This window comes from Veillonellales bacterium (assembly GCA_039680175.1).
In the GTDB taxonomy this organism is placed as follows: domain Bacteria; phylum Bacillota; class Negativicutes; order JAAYSF01; family JAAYSF01; genus JBDKTO01.
Window position 1 is genome coordinate 38822 of sequence record JBDKTO010000008.1, and the last position, 15814, is coordinate 54635.

Consider the following 15814-nt stretch of genomic DNA (forward strand, 5'->3'; position numbering starts at 1 on the left):
GCACTCATTATGGTCAGCTGCCGTGAAATCGTTACGTTGTCATCTTTGCATAAAAGTGAACTTGTAGCCGGGAAAAACGGCCTGGACCGTTTGGTGCGCTGGGTTCATTTTATTGATCTGCCGGATGTCATTCCCTGGGTGCAGGGCGGGGAACTGCTCATCATAACCGGCATCGGCTTAGAAGGTGACAGCAGCCGGCTGACCGGATTGGTGCAGGGGCTGATTAGGAAAAAATTGGCCGGACTCATTGTTAATCTCGGACCCTATATTCAGGAAATCCCTGCTCCGGTACTTGAACTTGCCGATAAAGCCGGCTTTCCTATTTTTTCACTTCCCTGGGAAGTGAAGCTGGTGGAAGTTACTCGGGAGATCTGCAGCTATATTGTATTAAAGCAGACCGAGAAGCGTTCTGTCAGCGACTTTTTTGAACAACTGCTGCTGCAGCCGGTGGAAGACGCCGATCGACTGATTCAGCGGGCCGCCGTATACGGTTATGCTTTAAACAAGCCCCAGCAGGTGGCTGTTTTGAATCCATCCCGGCTGCCTCAGCATATTGAACAGGAGAAAATTCACGATGAGCACAAGCTGGTATCTCTCAAAACACAGATAGAGCAATATGTGAGAGACAGCTTGACCATCCGGGGGAAAAAGATTTTGTCGATGCTTTGGATGGGCACTGTCGTGCTGCTGCTGCCCGCCGATAAAAAAACGGACAATTCTCGTCACAATGTGGCACTGGTGGCCGATATTGTGGAATGCCTAAATAAAAAATTTGACGGGCTGGGCTTTGTCGCTAGTCTGGGAGGGAGGGCCGAAACATTGTATGAGGTGCAGCAAAGCTATTCCCAGGCCAACAAGGTTCTGTGGCTCGCTGAATCCAATGCTACGGCAAAATCCGTCTATGCCTATGAACAGGTAGGCATTTACAAATTGCTGTTTGAAATTCCGGCGGAAAAACTTCGTGAATATTATCTGGATGTTATTGAACCGCTGAATCAATACGACAGTAAATATAAAATGGAGTTAACGGCCAGTCTGTTTGCTTTTTTTGAAGAAAACGGCAATGTGGTCAAGACGGCAAAACGATTGTTTGTCCATCGCAATACCCTGGACTACCGGCTGAAAAAAATTGAGGAAATAACCGGCCGCAGCCTGAATCATCCGTATGACCGCTTAACATTGCAGCTGGGTGTGATTGTCGGCACCCAGTTAAAGCAGAGAATTCAGCTGGACACGCTTTCCTGACTGGGCAGGATTCCTAAAAGCAATCATTATTACCATGAGTTATGCACATGGACGCCGCTGGGCGGACTTGCTAAAATAAAAGCAATCAAAACACCTCGCGAGGGCGGAGAGGAGAGGCAAAGACGCCGGGAGTATATCCTTTTGATATAGTTTCAGCGTCTTTTCTAATGATTTTTTAGGAGGAATGATTCATGACTAAAACGGAAGCGCTATTAAAGCGAAAGCAGGCCGCTGTAGCCAACGGCATTGCCAGTTCTACTTCTGTTTTTGTGGAAAAAGCCAGGGGGGCGGTGATTACCGATGTGGAAGGCAGAGAATATCTGGATTTCTATGCCGGTGTAGGCGTTTTGAATATTGGCCACTGTCCGCCGCCGGTTGTGGCGGCGATAAAAAAACAAGCCGATAAATATATCCATTCCTTCTTCGCAGTGGCTATGTATGAACCATATGTGGCCCTGGCGGAAAAAATGAATGAGCTTGCTCCCGGCACAACGCCGAAAAAAACAATGTTTGCCAACAGCGGGGCCGAAGCCGTGGAAAATGCCGTCAAGATTGCCCGCCAGGCGACAAAAAAGACCGGCATTATTGCCTTTGAGAGTGCCTTTCATGGCAGGACGTTTATGACAATGGGGCTGACAAGCAAGGTGAAACCTTATAAATTCGGCTTTGGGCCTTTGCCGTCTGAAATTTATAAAGTACCCTCCGCCTATTGCTATCGCTGTCATTACCGGTCTACTTATCCGGGATGCGGCCTGCATTGCCTGGAAAATTTCGAACGGTTTTTTACCGCGGAAATTGATGCTGAGCATATCGCAGCCATGATTATTGAGCCGGTCCAAGGGGAAGGCGGTTTTATCGTTCCACCGCCGGAATTTTTGCCCGGACTTAAATCGATTTGCGAAAAGCAGGGCATACTGCTGATTATTGATGAGGTGCAAACCGGTTTTGCCCGCTCCGGGAAAATGTTTGCCATAGAAAATTGGGGCGTGGAGCCGGATATCATGACTACGGCAAAATCTATTGCGGCCGGTGTTCCCTTAAGCGCTGTTACCGGTAAAGCGGCGATTATGGATGTACCGGGCCCCGGAAATATCGGCGGCACCTATGGCGGCAATCCGCTGGCCTGTGCGGCGGGACTGGAAACACTGAAATATATCGAAGACAATCAGCTTTGCCGGCGGGCTAAGGACATCGGCAATATAACCATGACACGTCTTAAGGCTTTGCAGGAGCAGTGCAATGCCATCGGCGATGTCAGAGGGATTGGCGCAATGATTGGCATCGAACTGGTTAAGGACCGTCAAACGAAAGAACCGAATAAAGAAATGACGGGTAAAGTTATCAAATGCTGTTTGGAAAAAGGTTTGATATTGATTGGCGCCGGTATTTTCAGTAATGTGATCCGTCTGCTGATTCCCCTGGTTGTGACCGACGAGCAATTAGACAGAGGACTTACCATCCTTGAACAAAGTATATTGCAGGTGGCGGCAGAATAAACCGGATGTTTATTTCGTGTATTTTGCACAAATAATTATCAATCATATTGTGATATATTCTTATAGACAGTATAGATTGCTTCTGCTATCATATATTTATAGCGGAAGATCATTTTGGTATAGTGACTACAAAAAAATAGCTGAAGCAAAGATGCTAAATGGCGAAGCGAACAGGCTTCCTCGGTCATTTAGCATTTTATTTTTTTAATGAAGAAAGCAAAGATGCTGACGACAGTTCCTTTGCTTTCTCTATTTTTAAAATCCCGGGAGAAGACGGCGAGGTGAGAACGTGTTTAATATCTATAAGCTTGAAAAAAAATTTGATGAGCTGGAAGTATTAAAGAATATCAGTATGTATATTGAGGATGGCGAAGTGGTCTGTATCATCGGCCCATCCGGCTCCGGGAAAAGTACGTTTCTTCGCTGCCTAAACCTGCTTGAAATACCAACAGGCGGGAAGATGTATTATAAGGGTACGCTGCTTGATGCCGATTTGAACCGTAAAATGCTGCGCAAAGAAGTGGGCATGGTTTTTCAGAAATTTAATTTGTTTCCCATGTTTACCGTATTAAAGAATATTACTTATGCGCCGATCCATATCAACAAAATGAAACGGGAAGCGGCCCGGGACCTGGCCATGGATTTATTGGAAAAAGTCGGGCTGGCGGATAAAGCCAACGTATATCCGCCGACACTTTCCGGCGGGCAGCAGCAGCGGGTGGCCATTGCCCGTGCTCTGGCGATGCAACCAAAGATGCTGTTGTTCGACGAACCTACCTCGGCTCTTGACCCGGAACTGGTGGGAGATGTGCTGACGGTTATGAAGCAATTAGCCGCCGACGGCATGACCATGGTAGTAGTAACTCATGAAATGGGCTTTGCCCGGGATGTTGCCGACCGTGTAATCTTCATGGACAAAGGATATATTGTGGAGGAAGGCAAACCGGACAAAATATTCAACCATCCGGAGCATCAAAGAACAAAAGAGTTCCTGGCGAGAGTGTTGTAAGGAGGGAAATTTGATGAATCCTTTAAGCCAATTGCATTTTTCCAAAGCAGCAGAACTATTAATCCCTTCTCTCATCAACGGCCTGGGAGTTGTTGTTCAAGCTACGATCTTCGGATTTTTGCTGGCGACGGTGTTAGGATTAATAATTGCCATAGGCAGACTTTCCAGGATTAAAGCCGTTCAGGGCTGTTTATATCTTTTCTTGGAACTGATCCGCGGTACGCCATTATTAGTACAGCTTGTTTATATCTATTACGTGGTGCCTTTATTATGCAATCTGCTTGCCGAAATGTTCGGCTATAAGACCGATGTACAGATATCATCGCTGACAGCAGGTATTTTTGGCCTTGGCATTAATTACGGGTGCTACATGTCGGAAGTTATTCGGGCCTCCATCCTTTCCATTGATCAGGGGCAGACGGAAGCGGCCCTGGTTTTAGGGTTTGGGAAATATCAGGCGTTGCTCCGTATCGTTATGCCTCAAGCCTTGCGCAGCATTATCCCGTCCCTGGGCAATTACCTGGTTATGATGGTCAAAGACACATCGCTGCTGGCCTATGTTGCCGTAAACGAGCTTTTGCTGCGCACCCAGAATTTTGCCTCCCAGACCTTTTTGACGATTGAGTCTTATTCTTATTTGGCTCTGGCGTATTTAGTTATTAGCGTGCCTTTATCCCATTTAGTGAAATTTATTGAATATCGACTGAACCGGAAATAAAAACAGCGCATAATTCGGCAGCGCGAAGGGGGACGCGAAGGAGCGGACAGGATAACAAGAACGACGGAAACTCTGACAAAGTTAGCGACAGCTATAAAATGAAAGGATGACGTGTAATGAAGAAAATGTGTAAAAAGTTTACTTTTCTAGCTCTTTTTCTCTTTCTGATATCCCTGCTGGCGGCAGGCTGCGGGTCTTCCTCACAGACGGGACAACCCAATGCAGGGACGGTCAAAAAGGATTCCGCTGCCGGTCTTACCCTAGATGCATTAAAAGAAAAAGGAGTATTGGTCGTCGGCTCCTCCAATGACGCTCCCTTTGCCTATATTGATGCCAACAATCAGCAGTTCTCCGGCGTGGATGCTGAAATTATTAAGGAAGTTTGTAAACGTCTTGGCATAAAAAAAGTAGAAATGAAGCAGATTCCTTTTGAAAATCTGCTGATTGAATTAAACAACGGCACGATTGATATGGTTACCGATGCCATGTATATTAAACCGGAAAGATTGGATAAAGCCTTGTTCACCGATGTTTGGTATAAAGAAGGGGAAGCGGTTGTCGTCAAAAAAGATTCTCCGATTCAAAGCAAGGAAGAATTGAAGGATAAAGTAGTCGGTGGTCAGAAAGGAACTGCTTTTCTCGAAGTAGCCCAAAAATGGCTTGAAGCAGGAAAAGTCAAGGAGTTAAAAATCTTCAGCAATCAGTCTGAGCTTATGATGGCGGTGAATACCGGTAAAATCGATGCTTGTGTAACCGATGGCATTGTCGCCGGATATACTTTGAAACAGAATTCCAGCTTGAATTTGAAAATCTTAAGTCCCTACGAAGCAGAAGCTGCCGGCAAAATTGGTGCCGCCTTGCGCTTCTCCGATAAGGAACTGCTGACAGCAGTGGATAAAACCCTCAATGACATGAAACAAGACGGAACGCTGTTGAAAATTCTGCAGCAATTCGGTTTAAATGAAGATTACTTTGTGCCCGTTGATGAGGGAAAAACCAAGAATATAAAATAGTTACCGGTCCATTGGTCTCTTTGCTTGGCGGATGCTCTTTTATTCAAGCAGAACCTGCAGGCATCAATGCCCTTACCACTTTTGATAAAAGCGGCAAGGGCATTGTTTTTTATTCCGTTGGCAGCAAGAATATGCAATTTTTTCATTTAACTTTTGGTAAAATAGTAGTGAATCATTACGATGAAGGTGGATGTTATGGGGAAAAAAGCAGGACTCGTCAGATTTATAAAATATCCGGAATTATCGAATCTTGGAATTGTCCATGGAAAGAATATTTCCCATTCCTTGCTGCGACATGCCCATAGTACATTTTGTGTCACTGCGATCATAAAGGGTGCAAGAAAATGTTCAGGCAGAGATAATGATTTTATTATTGCCAGGGAAAAGGTGACACTAATGGGACCGGGAGTTGTTCATGCCTGCCAATCTCAGACAGAAAGATATAGCTATGTTACGGTCTGTGTCAATCCAAGTTCTATTCATGAAGCATTAGAACGGCTGGATAGACCGGCGTGCGTAAATCTGGATATGCCACTTACCGGCGTGGATGATCATGCTTTATATAGCTCAGTTGTTTCTCTGGCCATGAGTATTGAGTACTTTGTCAGCGATTTAGCGGTAGAAACAGAGTATTATAACTTTATCGGTTCGCTTCTTCCTTATTTTTCGAATCAAAAGCTGATTCCCGCTGTTTTTGGACGTAACGATAAAATGGTCAATACAGTTTGCGAATACGTAACCGATAACTATGATCAAAACATTTCGCTTAGGGAAATATGCCGGCTTGTTAATTTAAGCCCATTTTATTTAACGCGAATTTTCAGTGAAACTGTTGGGGTACCGCCGCATCTTTTTCTGAATTTGGTTAGGATTCGCAAAGCAAAGTCGCTGTTGGGTTCTTGGCCCTCTTTGACCGACGTGGCAGCAAAAGTGGGCTTTTTCGACCAAAGTCACTTTATTCGAACGTTTAAAAAAATTGTCGGGATGACTCCGAAGGAATATAAACAGGGAATTACCCAAGGCTAGCCCTTTGCTTTTTTTACAATAGTAAACAAAATCTTCATTGTTATCATTAGTACACCGATTGAATATACGTTGTCGGTGTATTTTTTGCCTGCGCAAGAGTATTTGATTCAGGCAAGAAAGTACAATTTTGTAAGTGGGTACTTACGATACAATGAAGTTGAGCTAAATAATGTTTGGGGAGGAATAAATTATGGAAGAACGTATCATTGAACAGTTTTGTACTGGTAAAGTAGCTTGCCTAAGTAAAACAGTACAAAGTGAGGCATTAGATTGGAACGATCACCCGTCATTTCAGGGAGTTGCATTGAAACATTTGGTCAGGGGCGAGGATACAAACGGCCAGTTCAGCGCTCATTTGGTGAGGGTGATGGCAGGCTGCGAAATCGGGCAGCATACCCATCCTGGAAAGTGGGAGCTGCATGAGGTTGTTGCCGGGAACGGGTATGGTGAGCTCTTAGACAAAAAAATTGAATATAATGCCGGGACGGTTACAGTTTTACCGGCGGATATGCAGCATAGAGTAGTAGCAGGTAATGAGAGTTTATATATTTTAGCGAAGTTTGTTCCGGCTTTAGTATGAAACTTAGTTTCATTTCACCATATATACCCTACGGCGATAGGGGGATGAGCTTGGCTGCCGCCGATGCGCCCCGCGCTGTCGCGTCCTATTTTAAGAATGATCGGGCTGGTATATGTGCTCTATTTCAGATTGATAAAAGGTAATTTTTTCGTCCAATTTTTGTAAGTGCGCTTGGGACTGAGAAAATTTTTTCCCCAAAGCCGATCGATGCGTTATTAACATGGACATACGTTCACGGAGTGTAGGATTACCCATAGCCCGCAGCGCAGCATATCTCTTGATTTCCTTGATAGGCATGCCGGTATCCTTCAAGCGTTTGATAAACTCAACCCATTTTGCATCGTTTTCCGAGTACATGCGTCGACCGTTTTTTTTACGATCTGGAGTAATCAAAGATTCTTTTTCATAGTAACGCAAAGTATATATACTAATATTTGTTAATTTAGAAAACTCTCCAATCGAATAATTCATAAAAATATGCCTCCCAAAACCTTGACATAGAGTTAACTCTAGATTGTATAGTGTGATTATAACAAATTTAAGGGAGGATTTTCAAATGCAAGATGCAAAGGAAAAGTATACGGTAATCACCGGGGCCAGTTCCGGCATTGGATATGCGACCGCAAAAGCTTTCGCAAAACGGGGTGAAAATCTGATTGTCATTGCTCGGCGCATAAAGAACCTTGAACGTCTTAAAAGCGAAATAGCAGACGAAAATCCCGCATTAAAGGTGGTAATCAAAACAGTTGATTTGTCTTTAAGCGAAAATGTTTATAGGTTGTATCAGGAATTGAATGAATTTGAGATTAAAACATGGATTAACAACGCCGGATTCGGGAATTACGACAGCGTAGCCCATCAGGACGTAAAAAAAATCGAGACAATGCTTCACGTAAACGTTGAAGCCCTGACAATCTTTTCAACACTTTATGTTCAAGATTATCAGAATGTTAGAGGAACGCAACTTATCAATATTTCCTCTGCGGGTGGTTATACAATCGTTCCAACAGCAGTTACTTATTGTGCAGCAAAATTTTACGTGAGCACATTCACTGAAGGCCTGGCAAAAGAGCTGCAGGAAGCAAATGCTGAGTTGCAGGCAAAGGTTTTGGCACCTGCGGCGACGAAAACAGAGTTTGGAAAAGTGGCCAACGACGTGAATGAGTATGATTATGATAAATTATTTGGAACTTATCATACCAGCGAGCAAATGGCAGGATTTTTGCTTCAACTGTATGACAGTGACAAAATAGTGGGAGCCGTCGATAGGGAAACCTTTAAATTTCGTTTATTGGAACCGCAGTTTCCTTACGCTGGCAGTTCCGCTCACAATCAAAAAGTTTAAGAACATTTAAATGTTAAGGTTACGGTCAACTTACAAAAAAACCGTAAGGTTGGCCGACAAGCAATTATGCTTTTAAATCCTTCAAGCTTGCGGGGCTGGAGGATTTTTTTCATGCTTATCCGACTTTCTATAAAAGTTATCCACCGCAATCAAGCGGCCGGGCATGACCGGCGAAATTTAAATTCTGGCTCGCAGGTGTTGATGCCGCAAAAAACCAGATCGTCTATGGGGTCCTTTCTGACCTTAAGCGGCGCCGTATAAATCATATCCAGTTTTTATAAGAACGAACTCCTTTCCCATGAAAAGCGCCGCTATTGGGACGAACGCGAATTTGACGAATGCAGCATCGCCCATGAGTGCAGCCGAAGCTATTACGAAACGCCAGAGAAGTGGCTTTGCCGCGAGGAACCCCTGCATGAGATCATGACCGCGCTGGAAAGCTGCACGTCAAAACAGCGTTATTGCTTCCTGCTTTTTGCTCTGTAAGGTTTCAGTGGTTCCCAAATTGGTAACATCTGCGGTTGTTCTCAATATGCCGTTTGGGATTCTATCAAAGCTGTCCGAAATTCTACTGAACAGGAAAACCGACGCGGAGCGCAAAGCTCGGACGCACCGTCTCAGTGAGCACGGTGCCATTCTTGAAAGCGTCTTTCCCGAATTTTTCCATGTGGAAGCAGTATGCCGACAACAAGCCGGTTCGCCAGCGAATTATCGCCTCAAAACCGAGAGTGCGGGAAAAAATTCAGGAGGCGCACAGCCTGGAACTTGCCTTGTATGACGCCGCTGTATGGTACTTGGATGAGCTGAAAGATAGCGGCGAGAAGCTCACGCCGAAACATTGGCAGGCCAAAGCAGAACGCCTCACCGCCCAAAACAGCGCCTTGTATCAGCGGATGAAAGCCATGCGCACGGATATTCAGACAGTAGAGAAAATCCGCCAGACCGCCGACAAACTTGCCCGTTCGGAGAAGCCCAGAGATCGGATGCAGGAACAAGAGCGATAAAAAGCGCCGCATAGATTTCTCTATACGGCGTTTCTTCATTTTCCAAATAAATCTGCGTGGGTGCCGGTACGGGCCAAGGTCAGAACAAGCACATCATTCTCGATCCGATAAACCAACAGCCAGTCCCCTTGAATGTGACATTCCCGGTATGCCGTCCAATTGCCGGACAAAGCATGATCCACATACTTTTCGGGAAGAGCTTTTTTATTGGCAAGCAACGAAACGGTTTCCTCCAAGAGCTTAATCGGATATCCCCGCTTGATAGCAAGTTTGTAATCCTTTTTGAATTTCGAGGTGAATTTGACGGTGTATTTCATTTTTTCAGGTCTGCGAGAAGCTGATCCAAGTCAGTATACCCTTTCACATTCGGATCTTTTGCAATCCTTTCCGCCTCCAGCAACGCCGCGATCGTTTCGGCATTCGGCTGATTGAGCGAAATATCAAAAGGAATCCGTCCCTCACGAAGTGACTGACGTACAAAGATATTGAACGCCGTTGAGAGGTTCATCCCCAATTCTGCGAAAAGGGCATCGGCCTGCGCTTTTAAATCCGCATCCATGCGGATGCTGATATTAGTGGTATTCGTATCAGCCATAAAATCATCTCCTTTAACACTACTTATATTATATATCAATTGCACGAAATATACAACAATTTGCACGTAAATTGACGTAAAAAATTAATTTTTGAGGGGAAGTAACTGTGTTATCTAAAATGGAAATTGTCTGATAGTATTCAAGGAGTAAAAATTATACCAATTATGCTAAGGCTATCATAAGATAGCTACTTTTAAGGAGATATATATAATGATGAGCGATAGAGGTAGTTCAAATCATTGAGTCAATGAAAATATGTAATATTAAATATGATCTTGATTGGTTGGACAGCAATCTCTTTATGCTTGCCTTGGGCCAATTCAAATGGAGTTTAGTGCATCCCCGCATAATTTTTTAAATTGGAAACTTGATGAATTGTTAAATGATATGCTCTCTACCGCTCAGAGTATAATAAGCAACTATGTTCTTGATTACACGCAGATGGCTGAGCGAAGTAGAAATTATCCTATTGCTGTATTGGGAACGGTTGCCGTCTCCAAATCATCTTATCATCCAAATACCAAAATGTCACAAGATGATTACATACAAAAATATGAGGATTTCTTTAAAAAGTATGAAGCATTTAAACTATGTGTTCAAGAACTCCGTACTACAACTGATTTAGCTTAGGAAATGGATGAATGAACTTGTATATGTAAAAATATAAATTTGCTTGTAGATAAGATAGGAGGGTACTCTATGCCATTATTAGAAGAAATTGAAAAAATGGATATTAACCAGATCGTAAAAAATTATGACGAGTTAGATAGACATACATCTTATGGAACGGATGCTTGGTGGGAAATTTATATAAGCAAAAAGGAAGAAGAATCCAATAATTAGCAAGATATATGTTCTATTTGACAATTGCACGACTATTGTTAGTCTGGTTGTTTCTTTTGTTAGCCTCTGGATATCTTTGACAAGAGTAATACATCTGCCCATTACGTTTAGACAGCCAATTGCTACTGAAATTTTCCTGTCAATCCGATTATGATATCGAAAAAGATAATAAAATAAAAGCTCTGTAACGGAAATGCTTTTACTGTTGCAGGGCTTTTTTGTGCAGATGGTTTTAATAAGAAATCGGGTCGTAAAACATCCGCGAGTTATGGGAAATCATGAACTCGCGGATGTTGTTTTTACTCTTTCAGCGGACGATCATTACCGGACAGTTTGCATAATAGAGCACATATTGACTCACGCTTCCCATGAAATGCTGCTTTAACTTGCCAAATCCTCTACTGCCCATAACAATAAGGTCATACTGGCCTTCTTTACAAGTATCAATAATTACTTCTGAAGGCTGTCCGATTTTAACAATAGTTCCCACTGCTATTTCTTTTGGCACCAGATGTATCGCATCAGCCAGGAGATGATAGCCTCCTTCTTTGAGTTCACCCGGCACATAGCCGCCGGTGCTTACCTGCTCAAAGGTCGAAATTTTTTTGTTTAAATCAACGACATGCAGAAGGGCCAGCGTTGCTCCGCAGAGTTCAACCAGATAAACAGCCTGCATTAAAGCCCGCTTTGCATGTTCCGATCCATCAAACGGCACTAATATTTTTTTGAAATTGGTCATTGCTTACCCCTCCGCAATTATTGAATTTTTTTGTTCCTTTATTTTCATGAAAGCTGCGCGGGCCCGATAAAAACAAAAGCAGAAGACAAGTGCTACTACGCCCAGATAAATCAGCAAAGCACCAAATTCTTTGGAACAGTCCATGAATGAAGCACCCCGCGTAAGAATATCACGGGTAAAGTGATATTCCCAGGTAAGCGGGAAAAAAATATGAGTAATAATTCGTACCCATTCCGGCAAGGCAGAAACCGGACCGGTCGGGCCGCCAAAGATAAATCCTCCGGGTATAAAAAGAATCATGCGGCTTGCTGCAACCCCCGGATTCGCCGCCGTCCAGCCAAAAAGCAGGCTGAACATACCAAGTGCCGGTATATAAAAAATAAGGGAAAGCAGAAAAACAAAAATATTTCCTGAAAAAGTCAAATCACCTAAAATTCGTAAAATAGCAAGCCCGACAAAAATTGCCGTAACGAGACATACGCTATAAGGAAAAAGGCGCGTTATCAATGAAAATGGACTGCTGTCCTTGAATTCAACGACCAGTTTCTTTTCCAGACGAAGCCTTGGTATTATCCCAATCGTTGCAAAAACAAAGAACATGGAAGAGAAAAAGAAAAGGAATCCCAATACTTCCCCGTTGCTGTTCGAATTTACCGGATTGAAAAGTTCCCGCTCATTCAGAGAAATACTCGCCGCTGCCGCCGCAACCGCTGCCGGATTCTGCGCTGCTCCTGTTTGGTTCTCGCTAGCAATGATCGTATTCAACGCATCTTTTACGCCTACAGTCTGAGCACTGTTTGTATTATCATAAAATACACCCATGCTGGCTGCCGACTGGCTGTAGCGGTTCTTTTCCAAATCCTTGGGCAGATAAACAACGGCTATATTCTTATCCCGATAAAACAGACTCGTGGGTTCTGCCGGCATATTAAGTACGGCCGATATCTTGATAAACGGCGAAGCATTCATTTTTTTAATAATTTCATGGCTGTATTTGGAATTATCAAGATCAATAACTGCAACATTAGCGTCTTGAGTATAATTATTCGCAAGAAATATACCAATCACTACTGTTACCACGATTGCTACCACGAGAGAGACCTTTTCATAAGGCATGCCCTTACCGGAAACGAAAAACGCTAACTCATCTTTTAGTGAATGCATCTTCTGTCACCTCGACTGTCATACCCGGCAATATTCCCGCTTGTGCGTCTGTATAGATACGAACCTGAAAGGCAGATAAATCAGCCTGCCCTTTTTCTCGCGACATTTTAAGATCGGCAAAACCGGGAGCTGCGGTAATAAACCGGACTGTTCCGGCAACATTCCGGTTGTTCGCCAGCGTTTTACCGACAATCGGATCGCCTTCAGCCAGTCTTGTCGCCTGTTTTTCACTTAAATAAATATCATAGTAGTATCTTTTGCTTTCTAATAAAATGACGGGCGTATTTGCAGTAATCATTTCGCCTTGCTTTACTATAATTTTTAAGATTTTGCCATCTTCCGGTGCCCGCAAAGTAAGCCGTTCCTTACTTACTTCCAATTCAGCCAACTGTACTTCTAAAGCTTTTTTCTGCTGTATAAGATTCTGGACATCATTCTGCTTATTGGCCAATGCCTGATGCTGCTGCTCAATGGTCGGCAGGTTCAAGCTATCGGTATTGCCGTTATCGATTGTGCCAGCGAGCAATTTCCCGAGAAGCTGCTGCTGCTGCGCCGCATTTGCCGCGGCAACGTTGAGAATTGCCTGGGCATCGTCAAGCTCTGACTGGGAAATAGCCCCCGATGCGGCAAGTGCAACTTTTCGATTATAATCGAGCTGTTTGTTTCGATACGTTGCCTTTGCGCCAGCAAGAGCCGCCCGCTGCTCGTCGATCTCGCGGAAGTTTTGCTCTTCGTTTGTATCTGTCTGTGCATAACCAATGCGGATAGACCCATTCAGCGAATTGATCTGTGCGTCCATCTGCGCAATCTGGGCTTTCAATTTCGCAATGGAAAGATCGACATCCGTGCTGTCGAGAACCATAAGCACATCGCCTTTTTTCACTTCCTGCGACTCCTTTACCGCTTCGTTAATAAGGCGGCCGCTGACCGAATCAAAAGATACCTTGACCTGCTCTGCTGTAAGAATACCATCTTTGTTTTTTACGGCCAGTGCTATCGCATCATTCCCTTTGTAAAGCAACACAAGCCCGGCGGAAAAAAGCAATACTAAACATACCATTCCAATTCGTAATGATTTCTTTTCCAAATCCATAACTATTTTCCTACCCCCTTAACATTAATTAGTCAACTAACCATAAGCTTATAAAATTGTCAAATATAAATACAAAAATGTCCATATAGTAAGCTAACTAACTAAATGGATAAAAAACTACTACGGACATTTAATCACCAGCAATTCTTTTTAATAAATCAATGAGTTCTTCTTGTTCTTTTTCCGAAAGCCGTCCCATCAATTTGGTAATACGCAGATAATGTCCCGGCAATACTTCGTCCATGAAGCTGCGGCCCTTTTTGGTAAGGTAGATCTTTTTGCCCCGGCCATCATTCGCATCGGAAAAAGAATATGTAAGTCCGTCACGCATCATGCGGTGCAGCATAGCACTGATCGTCGCCCGGGTCACACCGGCGCTTTCCGCCAGCTGTGAGGGGGCCATTCCGTCAACTGCCTGATGAAGAAGAATCATCACATGTAATTTTCCTTCCGACAACTGATAGTTTCTTTCTAAAACATCAAAAATCGAATGCTGAATTTCAGATGATGTTTGTAATACCCGTAGCATAACCATAACCGATGAAGGATTTATTTCGGGAATAATCTTCGCTTCTCTTTCCAACATCTCGCGTGAGGGAAGTGTTCCTATCTTCATAACAGCCTCCAGATAAATAGTTAGCCAATTAATTATTAGTATATAAAAAAATTTTTTGTTTGTCAAAATGATCTTCCGTTTTTTGCCATAACAATTGATTCCACGGCGAAAGCCCCTGAGGCACTCAAAAGCGAAGGGGACGTTTTTTTGCTGCTTAGGATTTCGCTGGCTGTAAGAACGCGAAGACTCACCCTGTGGGATACGCTGCCAGTAGCGGGGGAGCCACAGCCCGTAACTTTTTGGCCGCTTTAGTTTAAATTATGGGGATTTATTGTGGTAAAGATAAGATGGGTCCCCGAAAAGTTTGCGAAGCAAAATGTGCGTCCCCTACGCTTCTTATTCCCTAATAGTCTGATAACCGACGCCTAATTCACAGCCTTGTAGCAGCTTTGCCACAAATCATAATTTTCGGGGTTATCAATAAACTCCGCCAGGAAATCAATAGAGCTTTGGGACAAAGCTTCATCGCGCTGTTTGACGCAGTAAAGGTATCGTTTTAGGGTTAAACCTTTTATATGTGCTGTTTTGACAGGAAGCTGCGCTTCTATGTTGACAGCGCTTTTACAAGATAATACGGCAACTCCGTAGTTCTTGGCTACTCCCTGCTTAATAGATTCTGTATTGCCAAACTTCTGACAGATAGGAGTTGGCGCTCCTGCTTTTTTCAGTGCATCTTCGAAAAATTCTCTGGTAGCGGAGTACGGCTTGGAAGAAATAAGGAAAGTTTGGCTCTCCAGATCTTCGATCGTTATAGTATCTTTTTCGGCCAAAAAATTATCCTTAGATAGAATTAAAACCAACTCATCTGTTTCAAACGGTAAGAGCTTTAACCCTTCAAATTCCCAATGAATTTTGTGCTGTGAAATAAATCCGAAGTCTAATTTGAAATGCCGTACCTTTTCCAGGACGACGGTAAAATAATCAATAAAAAGATCAATATTGGTGCCATAGCTGTTTCCGTGAAAAGTGCTGACCAAAACAGGCAGAACATAGTTGGCAATAAAGCTGGTAGCTCCCACCCTAACCTTGCTGCTGCCGGCGGTGTTTGTTTTAGACAGTTCTTTTATACAGTCATGGTTAAGCTTTATTATTTTTTCGCTGTATTTTAATAATATAATGCCGTTTCGGTTAATCTTTATATTTCTGCCAACTCTGTCAAAAAGGCGTACGCCATAATAATTTTCCAGCGCAGATATTTGTTTAGATATTGCCGCTTGTGAGCAGTACATTTCATCGGCAGTTTTAGAAAGGTTTTCCGTTTTTGCCAGCGATAAAAATGTAGTCAACTTTACAATATCCATTATAGCCTCCCATTTATAAATCATCT

At 43.4% G+C, this 15814-nt stretch carries 20 protein-coding genes; 12 read left to right on the forward strand and 8 right to left on the reverse strand.

Going from position 1 to position 15814, the window contains the following annotated elements:
- Nucleotides 1–9 precede the first annotated feature (9 nt).
- The 7 genes from ABFC84_01250 (at nt 10) to ABFC84_01280 (ending at nt 7087) form a co-directional block, all read left to right on the forward strand.
- The gene (locus tag ABFC84_01250) at nt 10–1245 is read left to right on the forward strand and encodes a PucR family transcriptional regulator ligand-binding domain-containing protein (protein ID MEN6411371.1); all 1236 of its coding nucleotides are present in this window, start codon (nt 10–12) and stop codon (nt 1243–1245) included.
- A 191-nt stretch (nt 1246–1436) separates the two neighbouring features.
- Nucleotides 1437–2741, forward strand: a complete 1305-nt coding sequence (gene gabT, locus ABFC84_01255) for a 4-aminobutyrate--2-oxoglutarate transaminase (GenBank protein MEN6411372.1) — start codon at nt 1437–1439, stop codon at nt 2739–2741.
- Nucleotides 2742–3030: 289 nt separating this feature from the next.
- Nucleotides 3031–3750: an amino acid ABC transporter ATP-binding protein gene (locus tag ABFC84_01260; protein ID MEN6411373.1), complete on the forward strand. Its 720-nt coding sequence runs from the start codon at nt 3031–3033 to the stop codon at nt 3748–3750.
- 13 nt (nt 3751–3763) lie between these two features.
- Nucleotides 3764–4468 (forward strand): amino acid ABC transporter permease, encoded by a 705-nt coding sequence (locus tag ABFC84_01265; GenBank protein MEN6411374.1) that lies wholly within the window; start codon nt 3764–3766, stop codon nt 4466–4468.
- Between the two features lie 116 nt (nt 4469–4584).
- Nucleotides 4585–5481, forward strand: a complete 897-nt coding sequence (locus ABFC84_01270) for an ABC transporter substrate-binding protein (GenBank protein MEN6411375.1) — start codon at nt 4585–4587, stop codon at nt 5479–5481.
- A 195-nt stretch (nt 5482–5676) separates the two neighbouring features.
- Nucleotides 5677–6507 carry an AraC family transcriptional regulator gene (locus ABFC84_01275; GenBank protein MEN6411376.1) on the forward strand — a complete coding sequence of 277 codons (831 nt, stop codon included), beginning with the start codon at nt 5677–5679 and terminating at the stop codon, nt 6505–6507.
- Nucleotides 6508–6697: 190 nt separating this feature from the next.
- Nucleotides 6698–7087, forward strand: coding sequence for a cupin domain-containing protein (locus ABFC84_01280; GenBank protein ID MEN6411377.1), 390 nt, complete (start codon nt 6698–6700; stop codon nt 7085–7087).
- A gap of 90 nt (nt 7088–7177) precedes the next feature.
- Here ABFC84_01280 and ABFC84_01285 read toward each other — a convergent pair whose 3' ends face one another.
- Nucleotides 7178–7558, reverse strand: coding sequence for a MerR family transcriptional regulator (locus ABFC84_01285; GenBank protein ID MEN6411378.1), 381 nt, complete (start codon nt 7556–7558; stop codon nt 7178–7180).
- An 85-nt stretch (nt 7559–7643) separates the two neighbouring features.
- On the opposite strand from ABFC84_01285, the gene ABFC84_01290 reads away from it, so the two are divergent.
- The 3 genes from ABFC84_01290 to ABFC84_01300 all read left to right on the forward strand — a co-directional run bounded on the left by ABFC84_01290 (nt 7644) and on the right by ABFC84_01300 (nt 9436).
- The gene (locus ABFC84_01290; protein ID MEN6411379.1) at nt 7644–8432 is read left to right on the forward strand and encodes an SDR family NAD(P)-dependent oxidoreductase; all 789 of its coding nucleotides are present in this window, start codon (nt 7644–7646) and stop codon (nt 8430–8432) included.
- A gap of 111 nt (nt 8433–8543) precedes the next feature.
- Nucleotides 8544–8693, forward strand: coding sequence for a hypothetical protein (locus tag ABFC84_01295; GenBank protein MEN6411380.1), 150 nt, complete (start codon nt 8544–8546; stop codon nt 8691–8693).
- A gap of 404 nt (nt 8694–9097) precedes the next feature.
- Entirely contained in the window at nt 9098–9436 is a 339-nt protein-coding gene (locus ABFC84_01300) for a hypothetical protein (protein MEN6411381.1), read from the forward strand.
- Nucleotides 9437–9471: 35 nt separating this feature from the next.
- Here the strand turns inward: ABFC84_01300 and ABFC84_01305 are convergent, their stop codons facing one another.
- Nucleotides 9472–9753: a type II toxin-antitoxin system YafQ family toxin gene (locus ABFC84_01305; GenBank protein MEN6411382.1), complete on the reverse strand. Its 282-nt coding sequence runs from the start codon at nt 9751–9753 to the stop codon at nt 9472–9474.
- Nucleotides 9750–10031, reverse strand: a complete 282-nt coding sequence (locus tag ABFC84_01310) for a type II toxin-antitoxin system RelB/DinJ family antitoxin (protein MEN6411383.1) — start codon at nt 10029–10031, stop codon at nt 9750–9752. Before ABFC84_01310 ends, ABFC84_01305 begins: the two co-directional genes overlap by 4 nt.
- Before the next feature lie 280 nt (nt 10032–10311).
- On the opposite strand from ABFC84_01310, the gene ABFC84_01315 reads away from it, so the two are divergent.
- Both ABFC84_01315 and ABFC84_01320 read left to right on the forward strand, forming a co-directional pair.
- The gene (locus tag ABFC84_01315) at nt 10312–10662 is read left to right on the forward strand and encodes a hypothetical protein (GenBank protein ID MEN6411384.1); all 351 of its coding nucleotides are present in this window, start codon (nt 10312–10314) and stop codon (nt 10660–10662) included.
- Nucleotides 10663–10731: 69 nt separating this feature from the next.
- The gene (locus ABFC84_01320) at nt 10732–10875 is read left to right on the forward strand and encodes a hypothetical protein (protein ID MEN6411385.1); all 144 of its coding nucleotides are present in this window, start codon (nt 10732–10734) and stop codon (nt 10873–10875) included.
- Between the two features lie 307 nt (nt 10876–11182).
- Here ABFC84_01320 and ABFC84_01325 read toward each other — a convergent pair whose 3' ends face one another.
- The 5 genes from ABFC84_01325 to ABFC84_01345 form a co-directional block, all read right to left on the reverse strand.
- Nucleotides 11183–11614, reverse strand: a complete 432-nt coding sequence (locus ABFC84_01325) for a universal stress protein (GenBank protein ID MEN6411386.1) — start codon at nt 11612–11614, stop codon at nt 11183–11185.
- Nucleotides 11615–11617: 3 nt separating this feature from the next.
- Entirely contained in the window at nt 11618–12778 is a 1161-nt protein-coding gene (locus ABFC84_01330; protein ID MEN6411387.1) for an ABC transporter permease, read from the reverse strand.
- On the reverse strand, nt 12759–13871 hold the full coding sequence (locus ABFC84_01335; GenBank protein MEN6411388.1) for an HlyD family efflux transporter periplasmic adaptor subunit: 1113 nt from the start codon (nt 13869–13871) through the stop codon (nt 12759–12761). The genes ABFC84_01330 and ABFC84_01335 overlap by 20 nt, the downstream gene beginning before the upstream one ends.
- A gap of 130 nt (nt 13872–14001) precedes the next feature.
- Nucleotides 14002–14487 carry a MarR family transcriptional regulator gene (locus ABFC84_01340; GenBank protein ID MEN6411389.1) on the reverse strand — a complete coding sequence of 162 codons (486 nt, stop codon included), beginning with the start codon at nt 14485–14487 and terminating at the stop codon, nt 14002–14004.
- 365 nt (nt 14488–14852) lie between these two features.
- A complete protein-coding gene (locus ABFC84_01345; protein MEN6411390.1) occupies nt 14853–15788 on the reverse strand; it encodes a LysR family transcriptional regulator in 936 nt (311 codons plus the stop codon).
- Nucleotides 15789–15814 lie beyond the last annotated feature (26 nt).

What these genes read in the sequence shown, in the direction of transcription:
- ABFC84_01250 (MEN6411371.1), top strand. Translation starts at nt 10, where the DNA reads ATGGTCAGCTGCCGTGAAATCGTTACGTTGTCATCTTTGCATAAAAGT.
- gabT (MEN6411372.1), top strand. Translation starts at nt 1,437, where the DNA reads ATGACTAAAACGGAAGCGCTATTAAAGCGAAAGCAGGCCGCTGTAGCC.
- ABFC84_01265 (MEN6411374.1), top strand. Translation starts at nt 3,764, where the DNA reads ATGAATCCTTTAAGCCAATTGCATTTTTCCAAAGCAGCAGAACTATTA.
- ABFC84_01270 (MEN6411375.1), top strand. Translation starts at nt 4,585, where the DNA reads ATGAAGAAAATGTGTAAAAAGTTTACTTTTCTAGCTCTTTTTCTCTTT.
- ABFC84_01275 (MEN6411376.1), top strand. Translation starts at nt 5,677, where the DNA reads ATGGGGAAAAAAGCAGGACTCGTCAGATTTATAAAATATCCGGAATTA.
- ABFC84_01280 (MEN6411377.1), top strand. Translation starts at nt 6,698, where the DNA reads ATGGAAGAACGTATCATTGAACAGTTTTGTACTGGTAAAGTAGCTTGC.
- ABFC84_01285 (MEN6411378.1), bottom strand. Translation starts at nt 7,558, where the DNA reads ATGAATTATTCGATTGGAGAGTTTTCTAAATTAACAAATATTAGTATA.
- ABFC84_01290 (MEN6411379.1), top strand. Translation starts at nt 7,644, where the DNA reads ATGCAAGATGCAAAGGAAAAGTATACGGTAATCACCGGGGCCAGTTCC.
- ABFC84_01295 (MEN6411380.1), top strand. Translation starts at nt 8,544, where the DNA reads ATGCTTATCCGACTTTCTATAAAAGTTATCCACCGCAATCAAGCGGCC.
- ABFC84_01300 (MEN6411381.1), top strand. Translation starts at nt 9,098, where the DNA reads ATGTGGAAGCAGTATGCCGACAACAAGCCGGTTCGCCAGCGAATTATC.
- ABFC84_01305 (MEN6411382.1), bottom strand. Translation starts at nt 9,753, where the DNA reads ATGAAATACACCGTCAAATTCACCTCGAAATTCAAAAAGGATTACAAA.
- ABFC84_01310 (MEN6411383.1), bottom strand. Translation starts at nt 10,031, where the DNA reads ATGGCTGATACGAATACCACTAATATCAGCATCCGCATGGATGCGGAT.
- ABFC84_01320 (MEN6411385.1), top strand. Translation starts at nt 10,732, where the DNA reads ATGCCATTATTAGAAGAAATTGAAAAAATGGATATTAACCAGATCGTA.
- ABFC84_01325 (MEN6411386.1), bottom strand. Translation starts at nt 11,614, where the DNA reads ATGACCAATTTCAAAAAAATATTAGTGCCGTTTGATGGATCGGAACAT.
- ABFC84_01330 (MEN6411387.1), bottom strand. Translation starts at nt 12,778, where the DNA reads ATGCATTCACTAAAAGATGAGTTAGCGTTTTTCGTTTCCGGTAAGGGC.
- ABFC84_01335 (MEN6411388.1), bottom strand. Translation starts at nt 13,871, where the DNA reads ATGGATTTGGAAAAGAAATCATTACGAATTGGAATGGTATGTTTAGTA.
- ABFC84_01340 (MEN6411389.1), bottom strand. Translation starts at nt 14,487, where the DNA reads ATGAAGATAGGAACACTTCCCTCACGCGAGATGTTGGAAAGAGAAGCG.
- ABFC84_01345 (MEN6411390.1), bottom strand. Translation starts at nt 15,788, where the DNA reads ATGGATATTGTAAAGTTGACTACATTTTTATCGCTGGCAAAAACGGAA.